Annotated in this window: 16 protein-coding genes; 13 read left to right on the top strand and 3 right to left on the bottom strand. The window is 42.0% G+C overall.

The genetic code is table 11. From position 1 onward, the window contains the following. The first annotated feature begins 28 nt into the window (after positions 1-28). From BLT94_RS04935 to BLT94_RS04955, 5 genes are all read left to right on the top strand, one after another. A complete protein-coding gene (locus BLT94_RS04935; protein ID WP_014955919.1) occupies positions 29-1,723 on the top strand; it encodes a sulfite exporter TauE/SafE family protein in 1,695 nt (564 codons plus the stop codon). A 221-nt stretch (positions 1,724-1,944) separates the two neighbouring features. After that, positions 1,945-2,517, top strand: a complete 573-nt coding sequence (locus tag BLT94_RS04940) for an EMC3/TMCO1 family protein (RefSeq protein WP_014955918.1) — start codon at positions 1,945-1,947, stop codon at positions 2,515-2,517. Further along, entirely contained in the window at positions 2,510-3,016 is a 507-nt protein-coding gene (locus tag BLT94_RS04945; RefSeq protein WP_092231049.1) for a hypothetical protein, read from the top strand. The genes BLT94_RS04940 and BLT94_RS04945 overlap by 8 nt, the downstream gene beginning before the upstream one ends. Continuing rightward, a complete protein-coding gene (locus tag BLT94_RS04950) occupies positions 3,013-4,557 on the top strand; it encodes a two-component system sensor histidine kinase NtrB (protein ID WP_092231052.1) in 1,545 nt (514 codons plus the stop codon). The genes BLT94_RS04945 and BLT94_RS04950 overlap by 4 nt, the downstream gene beginning before the upstream one ends. Then, the gene (locus BLT94_RS04955; RefSeq protein ID WP_092231055.1) at positions 4,532-5,926 is read left to right on the top strand and encodes a sigma-54-dependent transcriptional regulator; all 1,395 of its coding nucleotides are present in this window, start codon (positions 4,532-4,534) and stop codon (positions 5,924-5,926) included. The genes BLT94_RS04950 and BLT94_RS04955 overlap by 26 nt, the downstream gene beginning before the upstream one ends. A gap of 217 nt (positions 5,927-6,143) precedes the next feature. Here BLT94_RS04955 and BLT94_RS04960 read toward each other — a convergent pair whose 3' ends face one another. From BLT94_RS04960 to BLT94_RS04970, 3 genes are all read right to left on the bottom strand, one after another. Then, entirely contained in the window at positions 6,144-7,460 is a 1,317-nt protein-coding gene (locus tag BLT94_RS04960) for a TRAP transporter large permease (RefSeq protein ID WP_092231058.1), read from the bottom strand. Continuing rightward, complete coding sequence (locus BLT94_RS04965) at positions 7,457-7,951, bottom strand: TRAP transporter small permease (RefSeq protein WP_092231061.1); 495 nt, start codon at positions 7,949-7,951, stop codon at positions 7,457-7,459. The genes BLT94_RS04960 and BLT94_RS04965 overlap by 4 nt, the downstream gene beginning before the upstream one ends. Before the next feature lie 94 nt (positions 7,952-8,045). Next, a complete protein-coding gene (locus tag BLT94_RS04970) occupies positions 8,046-9,041 on the bottom strand; it encodes a TRAP transporter substrate-binding protein (RefSeq protein WP_014955912.1) in 996 nt (331 codons plus the stop codon). 657 nt (positions 9,042-9,698) lie between these two features. Between BLT94_RS04970 and BLT94_RS04975 the strand changes: the two genes are divergently transcribed. The 8 genes from BLT94_RS04975 to BLT94_RS05015 form a co-directional block, all read left to right on the top strand. Then, positions 9,699-9,881, top strand: coding sequence for a DUF2080 family transposase-associated protein (locus tag BLT94_RS04975; protein WP_014955911.1), 183 nt, complete (start codon positions 9,699-9,701; stop codon positions 9,879-9,881). A gap of 435 nt (positions 9,882-10,316) precedes the next feature. Next, positions 10,317-11,429, top strand: coding sequence for a 6-hydroxycyclohex-1-ene-1-carbonyl-CoA dehydrogenase (had, locus tag BLT94_RS04985; protein WP_175530275.1), 1,113 nt, complete (start codon positions 10,317-10,319; stop codon positions 11,427-11,429). A gap of 29 nt (positions 11,430-11,458) precedes the next feature. Next, positions 11,459-12,208, top strand: coding sequence for an SDR family NAD(P)-dependent oxidoreductase (locus BLT94_RS04990; RefSeq protein WP_092231069.1), 750 nt, complete (start codon positions 11,459-11,461; stop codon positions 12,206-12,208). Between the two features lie 76 nt (positions 12,209-12,284). Further along, the gene (gene oah / locus BLT94_RS04995) at positions 12,285-13,421 is read left to right on the top strand and encodes a 6-oxocyclohex-1-ene-1-carbonyl-CoA hydratase (protein ID WP_092231071.1); all 1,137 of its coding nucleotides are present in this window, start codon (positions 12,285-12,287) and stop codon (positions 13,419-13,421) included. Positions 13,422-13,691: 270 nt separating this feature from the next. Beyond that, the gene (locus BLT94_RS05000) at positions 13,692-14,144 is read left to right on the top strand and encodes a GNAT family N-acetyltransferase (RefSeq protein WP_092231073.1); all 453 of its coding nucleotides are present in this window, start codon (positions 13,692-13,694) and stop codon (positions 14,142-14,144) included. 421 nt (positions 14,145-14,565) lie between these two features. After that, positions 14,566-16,572, top strand: a complete 2,007-nt coding sequence (locus BLT94_RS05005; protein ID WP_014955906.1) for an aldehyde ferredoxin oxidoreductase N-terminal domain-containing protein — start codon at positions 14,566-14,568, stop codon at positions 16,570-16,572. Between the two features lie 17 nt (positions 16,573-16,589). After that, the gene (locus BLT94_RS05010; protein WP_092231076.1) at positions 16,590-17,123 is read left to right on the top strand and encodes a 4Fe-4S dicluster domain-containing protein; all 534 of its coding nucleotides are present in this window, start codon (positions 16,590-16,592) and stop codon (positions 17,121-17,123) included. A 35-nt stretch (positions 17,124-17,158) separates the two neighbouring features. Next, on the top strand, positions 17,159-17,535 hold a 377-nt coding region (locus BLT94_RS05015), incomplete at its 3' end, for a 4Fe-4S dicluster domain-containing protein (RefSeq protein WP_139168982.1).

The raw sequence follows: 17,535 nt of genomic DNA on the forward strand, positions 1-17,535 counted from the left end.
GTGCATGTTTAAAAAAAAGGAGAGTCAAATGAAGAAACTTTTTATGTATTTTTTTATGATGGCAATGGTGTTGCTTGTTGCTGCCCAGGTATCATATGCCCAAACCGGCATATCTGCATCCTCGTATAAGGCGGGAGATGTGGTTCAGATCAAAGGCAAAATCGCTCCCGGTCAGGATCTGTACCTGGCCATTGCCCAGCAGGAGATGTTTGCCCCAAAAGACACCAATGGTGTCCATGAAGTCAAAAAATTTAAAAAAGAGACCCAAAAAGGGGCCTTTGATATGGATACGGCCATTTCGCCGTTGTATTATCTGATCACAAATGTACCTGAAAAATTCGGCAAAGTGGACAAGAAAAAGTTCGGCGGTCCCTCTGTCCTGCTGGGCAAAGGCAACGGGATCTACAGCACCACCATGTTTTACCTGAAAAAAAATTTTGACGATGTGGATGCCACGGCCCGTGCCATGATGGGTCCAATCGCCACGGACAAACAATGGAATTTTTTCAGGTGGGCCAATGAAAACGCCTATGGTATCAATACCATTGTCAAAGAAGGCAACCGTAAAGGCAAGGTGGTTATTTTTTCAAGAAGCGTTATCACTGACCAGTCCAGCGGCAATTACTGGGACAAGGACACTTCTGTTCAGCTGGATAAAACCACGGGTGAATTTACCGTTTCTTTTAAATCCTTCAGGCATACCCCTCCCAACACCAAATTTGATGTGTATGTGAACAGTGCCAAATTAGGCGATTATACCATAGAAAAAAACGGATACTGGCTCAACAAGGGTTTCAGGTATATGAATCCTTTGTGGATCGTCATCGGCGCTATTCTTGTGGGCACTTATTTTTCAATGATTGGTGCAGCCGGCGGCATGCTAATGGCTGCTTTTCAGGTACTGGTTGTCAACACAATGGGACCTGTGGGCATCAATGCCGCCAATGTGTTAAAGCCCTCCAACATGGCCCTTACCCTGTTTTCCCCCTTGGGATCTTTCTGGCGGTACGCAATGGTTGAAAAACGGGTGGCATGGCCGGTGGGACTCTCCTTTGGCGTGGGAATTTTTATCGGTTCCATCTGGCTGGGCAAATATGTGTCTGCGGTTCTTCCCATGCAAGCCTATAAAGAATGGCTGGCTGTCCTGGTGGTTATCATGGGCATCAAAACCCTTATGGAAATGACACCCAAGGCCATGAACAAAAGAAAAAACATCAAGGCCATGACCCAGAAATTCAACAAAGAGATCGCTGCTGCCAAAGCAGAAGGACGTTCCGCTGAAATGGGCAGTATTGAACCGATAAAAACAGGTCTTATGGATTACAGGTTTAAATTCTGGGGTGAAGAGTTCAGAATTAACCCGCTGCTTTTCGCTATCCTGGGGGTTGCCATTGGTGTGGTATCCAGGTCATTTGGGATCGGCGGGGGATTTCTCCTGGTTCCCGCCATGACCACCCTGGGCGCGCTTCCCATGTATGTGGCGGTTCCCATCTCCCTTATCGGCACCTGTTTTTCCAGTATCGGTTCGTTCATCGGCTATTTGATGACCGGCTATTTGCCGGACATGACTCTTGCCATTGCCATTATTATCGGCGGATTTGCCGGTGGCATGCTGGGCAGCCGGGCACAGAAAATGTTCTCTGAAATGACCTTAAAAGTGGTTCTGGCCATTACACTATTTTTCTTGTTCTTCAGATTTTTTAAGATTGAAATCTGGATATGATTGCCACGTGCAGACACGGCATTTGCTCAAGTTTGCCCGCAACAAAACCTGAAAGTCAATACCGGATTTGCCAGGGCTTTCATATATAAGGGGTAATGAACCTTGAAACCCGTGTGCTGAATCTCTATAATATGGAATCAGCCACGGGTTTTATGTTAGGATCGTAAAATTTACAACCTGAATAAAATTGTTTGTCTTTTTAGATCCTTAGGAGAATTTTTATGGACGATTTTTTAGACAGGGTATGGGTTCCCATTGAAGCTTTTTTAAGCGGGGCAGTGGTATTTTTCGATACCATTTTATCCCCCCTTGAGATTCTGGGTCCGGGATTTGTGATATTTTTTATTGCCTTTGTTGTCGTCTGCATCACACGAATAATAGCACGAGTTTATGTGACCAAAAGATATGTGAGGCTCAAAGAAGATTTTTCCCACTGGAAGGAAGTAAGAGAAGAGGCAATGAAACATCCGGACAGGGAAAAAGCAAAAGCTCTGGCAAAAAATATCGACCAGGCACAATTAAACAAGGCCTATTATGATTATTTTTTTGAAGGTCTTTTAAAGAACCTGATCTCAACTGTTCTTCCAATATTATTGACGGCAGCCTATGTGACGAAAATTTACACACCCCAAACCCTTTTAACCCGGTTTGGAAATGAATGGATATTTACCTTTTGGTTTGGTGCCTCGTTTCAGGTGAATGTCAGCTCTTTGTTCTGGTTCGTTATATGCCTGCTCCTTGCATTTATCCTCTTGGCCATTCTTAAAAAGGTGTTTAAAAAACGCAATGGTTAACAAAATCCCGCACCCCCCCGGACCTATGTTCAAACTTTTGACAATACTTGTGGCAGCATACTTTATCCTGCTGCCCACAAACCTATATGCCACACAGCTTCATATCAATTCGGAAGGAATCATCACCCACCAGGCAGGGCACCTTTTTTTTCTTTTTTCCATGGTGACCCTTATTTTCACCATCAAAAGAAAAGGCCTGGACAAACAAAAGGGATGGCGCTTGATCCAGTATTCAGCATTTTTTTTTATTGTCTGGAACCTTGATGTCATTATCGCCCATTTCCTGGATAACCAGGCTTATGCCGTAAAAATAGAGAACCTTTCCCTGACCCGGATAAAAGTGGTGGCTCAAAACAATTCAGCGCTCCTGGCATGGCTCTATTATGGTTTAAAACTGGATCATCTCCTGTGCGTACCGGCCATGATCCTTTTTTACAAAGGGCTTTCAAGTCTTGTCAGCGAACATCAGCAGCAGATGGCCAAAAAGGAGAGATCATGATAATCTCGTTTGTTCCCATACTGGCCGTGGATGTGATAGGGTCTGTGGCCATGGTGGTGGTGGCGCTTCTCTGCCTTTACAAGGCAAAAAGGTTGCGGGAAATGGACTCTGACAATGCGGTTTTTCTGTACCTGTTGTGGATCAGTACGGGTTTTACAGTATTTGCCGTATCCAGATCATTCGGCCATATTTTAAGACAGTTTCTCATTCTCACATCCAATGCAGATGCCTGGCAAGCAATCACCTCCTATTCCGGCAGTGTAAACACCGGGTCTTTCATGCTGGTGGGGCTGATCACGCTTTTTTTCAACCAGAGCTGGAACATTAACGAAAAAATTCATTCAAGCCGCAAAAAACTTGAGGACACTCACATAAAACTTATGGATCTCAACCAGACTCTGGAAAATAAAGTTATTGAAAGAACCGAACGGCTAACCAGCAGCGAGCATAAGTGCCGCAGAATATTTGAGCAATCTCTGGATACCATCATGGTAACGGACAAAGACTTTAAAATCATGGAAATCAATCCGGCCGGCATAGAACTGACAGGATACAGCCGGGATGAAATGATCCTAAAAAAGATGACTGTGGGCAGTTTTTTCACTGATTTGTCTGAATGGGAAAAAATCAGCAGCAAGATTGATTCAAAAGAATATATTTTAAACGAGGAAACGGAATTTTTAAGACCGGATAACTCGTCCCTGCTGGTTCTGATGACTGCCGGGGTTGATTATGGCGCATTTGGATGTGAAAAATCCTATCATTTTATCATCAAGAATGTGAATGAAAAAAGAGTGATGGAACAGCAGATTGCCCAGGCAGACAAGCTGGCAGCCTTAGGTGAATTGTCAGCCGGTGTGGCCCATGAGATCAACAACCCCCTGGGGATTATCCTGGGATATACACAATTGCTGTTAAAACAGGAACCAGAGCATCAAGAAGATCTTAAAATCATAGAAAAGCATGTACACAATTGCAAAACCGTTGTATCGGATCTGCTATCTTTTTCACGAAAAGGCCCTTCCACATTGAGTGTTGTTGATATCAACAAGGTGGTGGACGGGGTGGTAAAATTTTTATCCAACCATTCTGATTTCAGAAATATTGAAATGACATTAAATCCGCACACAGGTGACAGGCTCAATATTATCGGCAATGACCAGGAGCTTTCACAGGTGATGGTGAACCTTGTCATCAACGCCTGTCATGCAGTTGACAAGAAAGGCAGAATTGATATTGCCACTCAGAAAACAGAAGGAAACAAAATCCTTATCATGGTAAAGGATAATGGCAAGGGGATTGAAAAAGAAAATTTATCCAGAATTTTTGATCCGTTTTTCACCACCAAGCCGGTTGGACAGGGGACGGGACTCGGCCTTTCTGTTGGATATGGAATTATCAAACGGCACCAGGGTGATATCCGTGTAAAAAGCAGCAAAGGCAAAGGAACGGTTTTTACCATCAGCCTTCCCGCCGACAGATCCGGGATACAGGCAAAAAAAAGGCAGGATAAAAATGACGGCACTTATACTTGCAGTTGATGATGAACAGGATATGACAAGGCTTTTGCAGCGAACCCTTGAACCGGAAATTGATTGCAGGGTTTCCAGGGCGTTTTCAGCAAAAATGGCCCTGTCCATCCTGGAACAGGAAGTTTTTGACCTGGTTATCTGCGATATCAGGATGCCGGGCATGGGCGGATTTGAACTGCTCGAACATATTAAAACCCATTACCCTGATCTGACCGTGGTCATGCTCACTGCATTCGGCAATATCGAGTCGGCTGTAAAAGCGATCAAAAAAGGGGCCTATGACTTTATTCCCAAGCCTTTTGAACAGGACGAAATAATTTTCAAAATCCAAAAAGCCCTTGAAAGAAGTCTGTTGTTAAAAGAAAACAAGCGGCTGTTAAAAGAAAAGGCAACAGATCCATTTGAATTGATCGGAAAAAGCGAACCCATGCAGCGGGTGTTTGATCAAATCAACCTGATTGCAGCAAGTGATGTCACTGTATTGATCACAGGGGAATCAGGAACTGGAAAAGATTTAACAGCCAGATCCATCCATGCTTTGAGTCCTCGAAAAGACAAACCCTTTATCCCGGTGAATTGCCCGACCATTCCCGAACATATTTTGGAAAGTGAGTTGTTCGGATATAAAAAAGGCGCATTTACCAATGCCACCAGAGACAAGGAAGGGCTTTTTCAGGAAGCCGACAAGGGAACGATTTTTCTGGACGAAATCGGGGATATCGGGCCTTCCATCCAGACAAAACTGCTCAGGGTGCTTCAGGAAAAAGAGATCAAACCCCTTGGCAGTACAAAGGTCAAAAAAGTGGATATCAGGATCATTGCCTCCACCAACAGGAACCTGAAACAGAAAATGGCTGACAATGAATTCAGACAGGATTTTTTTTACCGCTTAAATGTACTTCCCATTGAATTGCCGCCCTTAAGAGACAGGATCACCGATATCCCGTTAATTTGTGAACACCTTGTGGCAAAACATTGCAAAAAAATGAAAAAAAAATTGAAAAAAATTTCCAGCGATGTGATGGACCTGCTGATGAAACAACCCTGGCCCGGAAATGTAAGAGAGCTTGAAAATATACTTGTCCAGGGCATTTTGTATTCAAAGACCGATACCCTGCTCATTTGCGATATCCCCATAAAAGATTTGGCTCAAACAACAAAAAATCTTCCGGGGCTTGACAACAATAGCCTGGCATCCTTGTCCTATAAGGAAGCAAAAGAGAAAATTTTAAGGGAATTTAATCACGATTATATCGGGGCCAGGCTTTCAATGAGCAAAGGCAATATCACCCGGGCTGCCAAACACTGCCGCATGGACCGCCAGGCTTTGCAGCAGATCATGAAACGGTTTGATATTGATCCGAAACTTTTCCGTTAATTGAATATATAAATCTAAATCCAAAAAACGTAAATTTTTCTTACATTTTTTAACAACAAAGCTTAGAAACAAAGCTTATCCTCTTTACCATGAGCTTGTTACGATAAAATTTATATTTCTGAAAAAATAAAAAATCCCTCCATTTGATATAAATGGAGGGATTTAATAATAGGAGAAAAGCCTGAAAGTAATAAATTTTCGCCTTTTATACTCTGTGTCAATACATGAGATTAGGCAAATAAAGGATAATGATCGGGAAAATCATCATGATGATGACACCCAAAATAACGGCAATAAGGAAAGGGACGATCCCCTTGAATATTTTTTCCAAGGGAATTTCCTGTTCCAGTACATTTCTTGCCACTCCGTAAACCACATAAACATTAATCCCCACAGGAGGTGTCATCACTCCCATTTCCGTCACCATAACAATAATGATACCAAACCATATGGGATCATAGCCAAGCTCCATGACTACAGGGAAAAAAATGGGCACGGTTAGTGTAACAAAGGCCAGAGCATCCATGAAACATCCGCCGATAAAATAAATCCCGATGATAACCCCCATCACCAGGAAGGGGGACATTTGGAGTTCACTGACCCATCCTGCGATTTCAAAAGGGATTCTTGTAACAGCAAGAAATTTTCCAAAAATCACCGCACCGGCGATGAGCATAAGTACCATACATGAAGTTCTCAAGGTTTCCAGCAGGGATTTTACGAATCCGGCCCAGGTGATCTGTTTTCTGATGATGGCAACGACAAGAACGCCGAAAGCACCAATGGCAGCTGCTTCTGTCGGAGTAAAAAGACCGATAAAGATGCCCCCGATCACAAGGACAAATATGACCAGTGTTTCACCAAGACCCATCAAAGCCTTGAGTTTTTCAATCCATGTGAATTTTTCACCGGCAGGACCTTGTTCCGGATTCATACGGCAGCGGATATAAATGGAGATAATAAACAGCAAGGTGACAAGCAATGCAGGAAAAATTCCAGCCACAAATAACGCACCAATGGATTGCTCTGTCAAAATACCGTAAATAATCAAAACCACACTGGGGGGCATTATCATACCTATACCACCACCTGATGCCACAGAACCGGTTGCCAACTCATCATCATAATTATAGCGTTTCATTTCAGGAAGACCGACCGTAGCCATGGTTGCTGCTGTGGCCGGACTGGAGCCGCAGACTGCCCCAAAAGCCGTACAAGCGGAAACTGTGGCCATGGCAAGTCCGCCCCGGATACTTCCCATGAATTTATAACCGGCATCATACAGCCGTTTGCTGATACCCGAGTTAAATCCAAGCTGTCCCATGAGGATAAATAAAGGAATTGTTGTTAAATCGTATGACCCAAAAACTTCATACACATTTCTCGATAAAAGAACAAGGCCGGCATCCGGTGTGATCATGACGCTGAATCCAACAAAGCCGACAATTGCCATGACAAAAGCAACTGGCATTTTTGTCAGAAACATGATGATCATGATGACAATACCGATTATACCAATAATAGTTGGACTCATTTTATTTTTAATTCTCTCAATTTTTTAATGTTTTGAAAAATAGACTCTATTATGGTAACAGTGAAGATCAACAAACCAAAAGCGAGCAGGTATACAATGTAATAGATGGGAAATTCAAGGTTCATGGAAACTTCGCCTGTCTCATGTATATCCATTGCATACAGAAACATCTGCCAGGTGATCAGGCAGAATAATATAAAAGTCAACGTACGGGTTACAAGTTCGAGAACAATCTGCTTTTTTTTAGACATCAGACGTACAAGTATTTCCACGCCGACGTGACCATCAACTTTATATGTATATGGCAAAGCCGTTGCAACCACAATGGTTGCCAGAAAACCGACAAGCTCAACAGAGCCGAAAATAGGATGCTTGAAAAAACGACCAATTACATCAACAACCGTCAGCAGCATCATGACTGTCAAAGAGGTAGCACCGATGATTTTTAAGAGACCGGAAAATTTATCCAGCCCTTTGGAGAAAATGTTCATAAAATATCCTGCTTATAAACTAAAATCTAAAACAAATAATTGACCGGCTTTAGTAGAACCAGCCGGTCATTTACCGTGGATTAACGCGTCAATATTACATATTGGTTTTGATGAAATCCACGACCGCTTTTCCATCCACACCCTTTTCCTCTGCTTTCCGGATATAATCTTCAATAACCGGAAAGGCAGCAGTCTCCCATTTTTTTGATTCATCATCCGAAAGGCTGATCACTTTTCCGCCTTTAGACAAAAAGAATTCAAGACCTAGTTTATCGGCTTCATCCCAGGCTTCTCCATGCTTTACAAGCCATTCCGCGTTTATTTCTTCTATGATTTTTTGATTGGCAGGACCAAGTTTATTCCATTTGTTTTTGTTCATAAAAACAGCCATTGTGGTGGTATAAGCGGTTGAAAAATTTTGAGTCATATAATGAACAACCTCGCCTAATTTCCATCCCTTGTTAGCCTCAATAGGATGAGAAGATCCGTCAACAACACCTTTTTGAAGCATCTGATAACATTCTCTCATGGATTTGCCAACCGGAGACGCACCCAGTGCAGCCTGCACAAGCCCACTGGTCCCGGTGCCCCTGAGCTTAAGGCCTTTGAGATCCTCCATGGTTGAAACAGCTTTGTCACGAGTATGGATAAGACCTGGTCCATGGGCATGAAGAAACATCATTTTTGAATCATCAAATTCTTCGGGTTGAAATTTGTTTAAAACCGCATTGGCAACTCTAGTTGCCTGAACACCGCTTTTATAGCCCATGGGAAGATCAATGGCAGATGCCACGGTAAAACGCCCCCTTGAATAGGCAAGAACCGTCATGCCGATGTCTGCAATTCCCTGAACGACACTGTCATAAGTCTGTGGGGCTTTGGTAAGCGTTCCTGCTGGAAAATATTTGATAATGACATCACCGTTGGTTCTTTTTTCTACTTCTCTGCACCAGCTTTCTGCGAGTTGACTATTAAAATGTGTGGGGGGAAAAAAATTTGAATAGGTTAATTGAGTCTTGGCCGTTGCATTAAACCCCAAAATTAAACTAAAACAAAAAATCAAAAAAACTATAAATGTAATCTTTTTCATTTTGTCGATCTCCTAAAAAATAATGTAATGGAACTCAAGATCAGCTCCTGACCCTGTAATTTGGAACAATCTTACGGTTTTACCTGGGGTTTCACCTCCTTTCACCGGAAATGCAATTAATAGTGTTACAATGAAACTATAACTAATGTAGGTTTAATCACTATATTTAAAAGGACAAAACCATGTCAAGGAAAAAAAAAGTTTTGGGGAATAAAAAAATACATTAGTTTGGTTGATATGACAACTAAATATTTACAATAAAAAAGTATGCCATTGCGTCAAAATTTTAAGACCGCTCACCACAAAGCCCCAATATAAATCTTTCCCAACCCACTGCAAAAAAAGTCAAATCTCAACCATTTAAGAAGGCATAAGGTTGCAAAACGAACCGGACAAGATCCTAATAAGGTTGATATGCAAACTAATATAGAAACAATTTTTAATTATAACTGACTTATTTTTTTTATAAAATTTGAATATATCAGGTGTTAACAATATTGATTTAGATGATAATAGATACAATAACAGATAAAGACCGGTATAAAAAAAATAAAAATAAATTCTTGACGTGTAGCTGCAATGTATCTATAAAATGTTTAACTAGTAGCTGATATATACCATTTCATGGCTACGCTGTAAACAGGAGTTTGAGGCATCATGACAAGTGGCGATGAAGACTATCATGACAAGCTTGAATCAGATCACAATCGCAAAAAGGTTAAATTTGAGATTTATGGTGAAGAAATGATCAAAAAAATCGTTAATTCAAGCGGCAACAGTGGAAGGGTTTACCTTCCGCCTGAGTGGATTGGTAAAAAAGTCAAAGTAGTAAAATGCTAATTAATAAACCTATCAGGATGATATTTTTAATTAATAAAATACATATGATAAAAATATCCGGAAACAATTGTAAGGTCGAAGACTTGACAACATAAAGGCCGAACTGGTAAAGAAAATCGGCAGTAGCCGGATATTTCCGTTTCAACGGAGAAAACCTTTACCATCAAAGCAAATGCAGTGATCAATGCTATCGGCCAGATATGGATAATAAAGATATTGATTTTTACAATCTTGTCTGGAAGAAAAAAAGAAAACGAAATGATCCGGCATTACCTTCAAAACACACTTGGAGATGCTTGATGACGGTGATAATGAATCAAATGATTCATTCAAGCAAAATTTGTGCAAAAACCCGGCATCCGAATTTAAGTAAAAATTTTTTGCCGGTTCTGCTGGAAGGTTTAAACACTGTTGACAATTAAAAGGAGAAAAAAAATGACAACTGTACCAGATAAAATTCAGACTTGGCAAATGGTAACACCATTTAAAAAAGACAGAGAAACCGGTGAAGTAACGCCTGGCAAACTTGAAAAAACCGAAATTGATGTTCCTGAACTTCAGGCGGGAGAGGTACTGGTCAAGGTAGCAGGTTGTGGTGTATGCCATACAGACCTTGGATATTTTTATTTTGGTGTTCCCACTGTAAACAAGCCTCCTCTGACACTGGGCCATGAAATTTCCGGAACTGTTGTGGCAGCAGCCGATGACGTAAAATCCTGGACTGGAAAAGAAGTAATCATCCCTGCGGTCATGCCATGCAGAAAATGCTATCTGTGTAAAACAGGACGTGGCAACAGATGCCTTGCCCAGAAAATGCCTGGTAACAGCATGGGAATTTATGGCGGAAATTCAAGCCACATACCAGTACCTGCAATTGATCTTTGCGAAGTAACAAATCGTGGAGACATCCCTCTTGAAAAACTTGCTGTTGTTGCTGATGCCGCCACCACTCCTTTTCAGGCAGCAAAACGTGCGGACGTTCAAGTGGGTGATAACACCATTGTCATCGGTGTCGGCGGTGTTGGACAATATATGGTCCAGATTCTCAAAGCCCTTGGTGCTGCCAATGTAGTTGCCATTGATATTAACCAGGAACGCCTGGATAACATGTTGAAAAACGGTGCGGATTTTGTCGTTAATTCAATGGGTAAAACCTCGAAAGAAATTGCCGGTGAAATCAAAGCATTCAGAAAAGAGAACAGCCTGCCCTCAACCGGCTGGAAAATCTTTGAAGTATCCGGGACCAAACCAGGCCAGGAGCTGGGTCTTGCACTCTTAAGCTTTGTAGGAAAAATGGTTATAGTCGGATTTGGTCCGCAAAAGGTTGAATATTCCATTTCAAGACTCATGGCCTTTGATGCAGAGTTGATCGGCTCTTGGGGATGTCTGCCGGAATATTATCCATCCGTCTTGAGTATGGTTACCAGCGGAAAAATCAATTTTGAAGAATTTGTCCAGACCAGGCCTATGAGTACCATACAGGAAACTTATGCTGAAGCTCACAAGCAGTCTCCTGATAAGAGAATCGTACTTGTACCTGATTTTTAATATTTTTAATATTTTATAAGGATTAAAAAATGAAGTTAGAAGGAAGAAAAGCCATTGTTACCGGTGGAAGCCGAGGCATCGGAAGAGCTATTGCCCTGATGTATGCAAAAGAAGGAGCGGATGTTCTTGTAAACTACCACTCTAATGATGCGGCAGCAAAAGACACGGTTGCAGAAATTGAAAAACTGGGACGCAAAGGTGTTGCTGTGGCAGCTGATGTTGCAAATTACACAAGCGCACAGAACATGGTGGATGAATGTGTAAAACAGCTGGGCGGAGTTGATATTGTTGTTAATAACGCCGGTGTTTCAAAACCCTCCATGCTGCTAAAAATGAAAGAAGAAGACTGGGATTCCATTATTGATATCCATTTGAAGGCCGCTTTCAATACAACACAGGCTGCCGGTCGCTACATGAAAGAAAAAAAATACGGCAAGATCATTAACGTTATTTCAACTGCAGGCATTTTCGGCACCATTGGCCAGATCAATTATGCATCTGCAAAAGCCGGAATCATTGGATTTTCAAAATCTGCTTCCCGTGAACTTGGCAGATACGGAATCAATGTAAATGTTATTTGCCCCGGAATCACAAAAACTGATATGACAGGCAAACTTCAGTCAGATGAAAAACTTCGCAAGATTTATGAAGGCAGAATTCAGCTTGGCAGATTTGGAGAACCCGAAGAGGTTGCCCCTGCATTCGTATTCCTGGCTTCTGATGATGCAAGTTATATCACAGGACAGGTACTGGGTGTGGACGGCGGCTATATAGGATAATAATTTTTTGAAATAAATGATAATATTATATGGCAAATAAAAAACCATAAAATTTAAATATTAAAGGAGATTTAAGATGAGTCTTGAGTGGATGCCAAGAGAAAACGAAGTTAAAGATCATGCGTTGCATAGAAATCCCCATTGGGGAACAGAAGCGCCCTGCACTGTGTATGAAAAAAAACCATTGACCGACCCAAAGGGCAATGTTGTGGATGGACTGTTTGTATCCTGGATCACCTTGAACAACCCCAGACAGTTTAACTCTTATACCACAGACATGGTAAAGGGTGTTATTGCAGGGTTTGAAAATGCATCTCTTGACAGAAGCGTTGTCGCTGTTGTGTTTACAGGCACAGGCCCCTATTCTTTCTGTTCCGGTGGGAATACAAAAGAGTATTCAGAATTTTATTCAAAAAGATGTGATGAATATGGCCAGTACATGGAATTGTTCAACCACATGGTTGATTCAATTCTTGCCTGCAAAAAACCTGTTATCTCCCGTGTTAACGGCATGAGAGTTGCCGGTGGCCAGGAAATCGGTCTGGCATGTGATATTGCCATATCTTCCGACCTTGCTATTTTTGGACAGGCAGGCCCCAAACATGGTTCAGCACCTGCCGGCGGATCTTCGGATTTTCTCCCCTGGTTCCTGACAGCTGAAGATGCAATGTGGAACTGCGTATCCTGCGAGATGTGGTCAGCCTATAAAATGAAAGCAAAAGGCATGCTTTCCAAGGTTGTTCCTGTTCTTAAAATAGACGGAGAGTGGGTCAGAAACCCAACTATCATCACTGACACATATGTTCAAGACGGTGAGATTGTTTACGGCGAATACAAAACCGGACAGGATCTCAAAGACGGTCGCGCACTGATCAAACAGCACCAGGCCAACGCGGATTTTGAACTTCTTGATAAAGAAGTCAACACTGTAATCTGGAAGTTTGCCAACCTGTTCCCTGGCTGCCTGATCAAATCCATTGACGGCATCCGTCAGAAAAAGAAATTCTTCTGGGATACAATGAAAAATGATCACAGACATTGGCTGGCTGCAAACATGTCCGGCGAAGCATTCCTGGGATTTGGCGCTTTTAATACCAAGAAAATTACCGGTCAGGATACGGTTGATTTTATCAAATTCCGTCAAAACGTTGCAGATTCAAGACTGTGGAATGATGAAATGTTTGCTGAAGTAATGGGTAAACCTCAAGAATAGTATCAAAACAAAAAATATCGTATCAATAATTACTGATACATAGTTTAAAACATTTATGGTTCAAAGCCTTAAGAACGGCTTTGAACCATAAATAATTTTGGAACAAAAGATTTAAAAAAAACGCTATTCCCTGTTTCAAACCTACGATCTTACTCTCCTGTTCAACACCATAGATTTTTTGGACATGATGGGATTTATATGATAGGCTTGTTATGTCTTCTGACGAATTATTTTATCATTAAATTAATTCTTTAAATCAAGGAGGGTAATATGACTTATCGATCTTTTAATTCACCTGTTATTCGAACAATGGCTGCCTCGGATCTGGAACGAATCATTGAAATAGACGTCAAGGTTCTGGGAAAATCAAGGCCTGAATATTGGGAAATGAAGCTTGAATTAGTGTCAAAACAACCGCAATTTTCCTCTCTTGTTGCTGAAATGGATGGTAAGGTGATCGGTTTTATTATCGGAGGTGCAAGCAGATGGGAATATGGTGTTCCCGAGAATATCGGATGGGTTGATACCATTGGCGTAGACCCGGACTATCAGAGAAAGGGAATCGCAAAGATGCTGTTCAAAAAAATGACACATGAGCTTAAAAAAATGGGGGTAGATACCATCACTACTTTTGTAAAACGACGAGACCCGCTACTTTTGGAATTTTTCAACAGCCTGGGCTTCCAGAAAGGCGACATGGTAAACCTTGAGCTGGATATTTAAGGGAAAATCCGGTTGATGCAAACAAATCAAATAATTTACAGCTTTACCCTTTTTGACTTCAAAGGGTAAAGCTGCTTCTTCGTTTTCAGGCCTTCCGGCGACGATTTTCCTCAATGCAGTCAAAGGAAAATTTTTGCCCGTGTAATCAGCTTAGCCCATGCCAACCACTTCAAAACTATGAACATTCTTTTTGCATTTTTTTAAGATATGCCTGCAACATCAATCAATCAAAGCTATTGTATTTTTTAAAACAACTATTTTTTTTCTTGACATATAGTTACGATGTAGCTTATAAGTGATCACATCGTATCAGATACCGTAGGCGTTTTTTTGCCAAAGCGCGATTTTTTGATTCGATTTTAAAGGCTTATTAGCTCTGAACTAATGGCATGGATTTTGACAGCAAGGAGAAGGGGATAAAATGAGGTATGCAGAGACAGGGTTTAATTTAGAGGTTGATCTAACCCGAGGAAATATTGAAAAAGTCGCAACCGACCCAAGAGATACAGAGCTTTATCTTGGGGGATTAGGTACTAACGCCAAGATATTATGGGATAGGGTTCCCCCTGAGGTTGAACCTTTTTCTCCTGAAAATTTATTAATTTTTGGTGCCGGCCTTTTGTGCGGGACACCTGCGACCGGTTGTAATCGTACCATTCTTACGACCATTTCGCCTCAAACCAAATTAATGGCATTTTCAATGATGGGAGGATTTTGGGCACCGGAATTAAAATATGCCGGTTATGATAAAGTAATCCTTCGCGGCAAATCTCCAGACCTTGTCTATTTGTGGATCAACAATGACAAGGTGGAAATACGGGATGCATCTCATCTGCACGGAAAAGGTGCTATTGAAACAGCTGAAATCATTAAAAAAGAACTCAACGAGCCCAAAGCTCAGGTGGCCGCTATCGGGCTTGCCGGTGAAAACAGGGTGTATTATGCTTCTGTCGAGCAGGGCAGATCCAGTGCAAGTCGAGGTGGCATAGGGGCTGTCATGGGTGACAAAGGCGTAAAAGCCATTGTTGTCCGGGGAACAAAGGACATCAACCTTTCCCAGCCTGCTGAATTTATGGAACTTTGTAACGGCGTTCTGGAATACATCAAACACCGGGACGGAAACCCGATCCCTGGAGTTATGCCGATCCTTGCCGGACTTGGATCTCCCCAGGAAATGAAAGTTCATGATGAAAAATGGCACACTGAAAATTTTATGTGGGGAAATTCCCGTACCCGTCGAAAAGGATTCTGGACTGAAGAAGTCGAGTCAAGCTGGACAGAAACCCTGGAAAATGCCAGAACAAGGCTGATTTCCTGCTTTAATTGCCCCATGAAATGCGGTGCAACGCTTTCTTTACCGGGACTTCCGACCTACATGATGAAATGCTTCACAAAGTTAACTTATACAATGGGTGCTTTTTCAGATTTGGATTTTGGTTTACGAATCGCTCAAAAAGCTACAGAGTATGGATTGGACGGATTTTCAACTCCACAGGTCATGGCCTTTGGCCTTGAACTTCTGGAAAACGGTATTTTAAGCGAAGATGACTTTCCAGGACTTCCGGAAGACAATGAGGGCAAGTTTTATTATCTGCTTGACAAAATTGTCAATCGTGAAGGAATCGGAGATATTTTGGCCAATGGTACTTATTGGGCAGCCAAAGAGATCGGCAATGGTGCGGAAGAATATGCACACAATAATATCAAAAAACACGAACAACTGCCGCTCAAACTGTCCATGCTCAATCCGATCTATTTTCTTATGTATTGTACCGGCGAAAAAATGAACATTACTCAGATTGAAGGCCAGTTCCCTCAAGCGCCTTTTCCCAAAAAAGAACACAGAGAAAAATTTTGTGAGGACTGGATTCAGGTTCCCCATGAAAAATTCAAGCAATATTTTATCGACTGGGAATTGCGCGGAGAAAATTCACTTCCATTCTATCCAACAGTTGAAATGACCTGTGATATTGTTGACTGGCAAGAAAGAATGCACTACATTGATGATGCTTTAGGCCAATGTGCAGGTCTGTCATCCTTTCCTTTAAAACCGCCGTATCACATCCACAATTATCCTAAATTTATTTCAGCCGGTGCCGGAATTGAGATGGATGAGGAAAAATTGACAGCGGCCGCCACAAGATATCGAACCTTAGTCAGAGCCTTTAATATAAGACGAGGCATGAGAAGAAAAGATGAAAAACCGCCTGAAGATCACTGGAAGAAAAGATTTCCCGAACTTGAAAAGGAACTCTTGGACAGTTACTACAAACTCAAAGGGTGGAACAATGACGGTATTCCGACTAAAGAATTCTTGAATAAGATGGGTTTGGACTATGTGGCTGAGGAATTTATAGAGCGGGGAATCTTAACGGATGCTGAAGACGCTCCTTTAGAAGAGTCATCAGTTGAAAAAGAGAATAATTAGAGTGGAGGGCGTGAACCTTGGGTCATAAAGAGAAGAAAATAATTAAAACAATAAAAATTGATGTAGATAAATGCAATGGTTGCAGAGCTTGTGAAGTCATCTGCTCGGCTTTTCACGCTTCACCTAAATATAGCAGCAATAACCCTGCCAGATCCCGTATCAGAATTATTCGAGAACCGCTAAGAGATATTTATGTTCCGGTTTATGCAGGAGAATATACTGTTGCTGAATGTGCCGGCAGAGACAAATATACAATTGACGGCAAAGAATACGATGAGTGTTCCTTCTGTAGAGCATCCTGCCCATCCAGGGATGAATTTAAAGAACCTGATTCCGGTCTTCCTCTTAAATGCGATATGTGCGAAGGCGAAGAAGAACCCTTGTGTGTCAAGTGGTGCCTGGTTGATGCGCTGACCATCGAAGAAAGAGAAGAAGAAGTCGAAGAGCAGGAAGAGCAGGAGGATATGGAGATCGGGTTGGAATCATTGGCAAACAAATATGGCTTGGATAAAATCATGGATGCCGTTGCCCGACTGTCACAGAAAGACTAAATCAATAAGGCAAAAGAAGAGGATTAATAAAGACAGTGGAAACTATAGCCCCCTTCATAGAAGTAATAGATGAGATAAAAGAGGCCGGTGGAGACGTCTTCAAGTTATGCTTTCAGTGCGGATTGTGTGATTCGGTTTGCCCGTGGAATAAGGTTCGACCCTTTAGCATGCGCAAGCTCATTCGAGAGGCGGCTTTTGGTTTAACTGAAATAGAAGGCGAAGATATATGGCGTTGTACAACCTGCGGAATGTGCCCGTCACAGTGCCCCAGAGGCGTCAAACAGATAGATGTCAGCGTGGCCCTGAGAAGAGTGGCAACCGAATATGAAGTTTTTCCAACTTCTGTCCGGTCTGCCCGTACTGCCCGAGCCAGTCTGATTTCCGAAGGCAACCCCTTGCAGGGAGACCGTAA

It is taken from the genome of Desulfobacula phenolica (assembly GCF_900105645.1).
GTDB classification, from domain to species: Bacteria; Desulfobacterota; Desulfobacteria; order Desulfobacterales; family Desulfobacteraceae; genus Desulfobacula; species Desulfobacula toluolica.